Here is a 1,882-nt window from a genome sequence, read left to right as displayed (position 1 = left end):
GATGGAGCTGCTTGCTGATCTTTGGTTCTAAATCCTAGCGTGAATTGCGTATGTTTCGTTTGACGCACGGAACAGGGCACTGCATAAAAAAAAACTTTTTGCTCATTGTTGATTAGGATCAATTTTCTTCTGAGATATTTCTTCTATACTGTAGTCAAGTTGTTGAAGATGTTATCAGTGACTAAAATATAAAAAATATGGAGGAAACAAAGATGAAAAAGATTTTTAAAAGGTTACTCGGAGTTACAGCAGTTAGCGCAGGTTTACTTTTAGCCAATCCAATGACTGCTGAAGCACACTGCGATACGGAACAAGGACCAGTCTATGACGCCCTCCAAACGTCTTTAGAGGAAAGAAGCTTTGACTATATCGCACATTGGGTGCCAGAAGCGGACGAAGCGGAATTAAAAACGTACTTTGAGCGTACAATGTCCGTGAAAAATAAAACAAAAGATGCAGAAATTAACGACTTAGCTGATGATTACCTCTTTGAAAACTTTGTCCGTATCCACCGTGCTGGTGAAGGTGCTCCTTACACAGGAATCAGTCATGAGCCGGTTGATCCAGGAGTGGCAGCTGCTGATAAGAGTATCGAACAAGAAAGCTTAGCCCCATTAGAAGAAGCAGGCTTTGTGACCGATGACAACCGCGAACACGTCGAAGAAGTATTTACTGACCTACTTGCAACCAAGATTTTTGAAACTGGTGACACAGAGGCAGGCCGTGCTTATGTTGAAAACTACGTCACGTTCACCCACTTATTCGAAGAAGGTCATGATGAAGCACATGAAGAAGAAGGTCATGTTGAAGCACATGAAGAAGAAGGTCATGATGAAGCACATGAAGAAGAAGGACATAAAGAGGAACAGGACGCACATACTGAAGAAGTGAACGCAGAGTCAGAAGAAACAGAAGGCAACTGGTTTACACAACTTTTTAGTGACTGGTTTTAATTAAATAAACATAAATCATACAAAAAAGAAGTTTTTTCAAGAAACTTATTTTTTGTTAGACAGCTCTCTTGTGTAGAGAGCACCTTAAAAATTGTTTCAAAACTATTGGTGCTCCCCACCAAACAACTGTTTTAGTTGCAGGTGATGACGCAGATGCTAAGAACCAAGTTTTCGTTGCTCTAGAGGGCGCTGAAAAGATTAGCTGGAATAGTGGATTTGGACTTTTCAATTAATTGTAAGTAATGGAACCGATCTACATTTTTGTAGAGCGGTTTTTTATTTGTGTTCTACTTACAATCCAGATAAAAAAGGACTCTGACGCTGTTTAAGCAGTAAAGTCCTTTTTTTAATCAATACATCATTTTGCTGGTTTTCATGTCTCTTAAACGATTAACCCTTTTAGAAATATAGTAATTCATAATAACCAAACTTTTAATAAGAGATTAAAGCAATTGTTTTTGAGATTCTACGGTAACTTCAAGTAATTTATTCATAAAGGGATAGTCCTCTTTCATTTGGTCAAACTCTTCGCCAGTATCGAGGAAACGTGCCCGTCCTTCAATTAAGAATCCTGTTCCTTGATAACCATTGAAACCTTCAACTTCTCGACTACCTAGAGTTAAAATAACTTTGTCGTTCTTTATCATATCTGCTTGAACGCTTGTAAATCCAGCGATTGGAGCTAAGATGCGTTCATCGTTAGTTATACGTAAATATGAGTTCCAAGTACAACGAACATGTGGGGTCTCACTGCTTCCCCATGATGTAACAGAAACCACACCCTCGTGTTTGATAACTTCAAAAAAAGTTTTACTTAACATATTTGTCCTCCTATATTGATCTATCGTATTTCATAAGAATTATACTCCTAAACGAACATATGTTCAATAACTCCCTTTTTAACATAATTGCAAAATAATAAAGTTAAC

At 37.7% G+C, this 1,882-nt stretch carries 2 protein-coding genes; one reads left to right on the top strand and one right to left on the bottom strand.

Annotated features, from left to right (window positions below; genetic code table 11):
* Positions 1 to 212 precede the first annotated feature (212 nt).
* A complete protein-coding gene (locus ACRCJ0_RS13040) occupies positions 213 to 953 on the top strand; it encodes a DUF6448 family protein (RefSeq protein ID WP_431390697.1) in 741 nt (246 codons plus the stop codon).
* A gap of 443 nt (positions 954 to 1,396) precedes the next feature.
* On the opposite strand, the gene ACRCJ0_RS13035 is transcribed toward ACRCJ0_RS13040, so the two are convergent.
* Positions 1,397 to 1,774 carry a pyridoxamine 5'-phosphate oxidase family protein gene (locus ACRCJ0_RS13035; protein WP_103892180.1) on the bottom strand — a complete coding sequence of 126 codons (378 nt, stop codon included), beginning with the start codon at positions 1,772 to 1,774 and terminating at the stop codon, positions 1,397 to 1,399.
* Between the last annotated feature and the right edge of the window lie 108 nt (positions 1,775 to 1,882).

Source organism: Aerococcus sp. L_32 (assembly GCF_050689315.1).
This window is presented reverse-complemented; position numbering and strand designations above follow the sequence as displayed.

Coding starts and splice junctions, on each gene's coding strand:
- ACRCJ0_RS13040 (WP_431390697.1), top strand. CDS start 213: ATGAAAAAGATTTTTAAAAGGTTACTCGGAGTTACAGCAGTTAGCGCA.
- ACRCJ0_RS13035 (WP_103892180.1), bottom strand. CDS start 1,774: ATGTTAAGTAAAACTTTTTTTGAAGTTATCAAACACGAGGGTGTGGTT.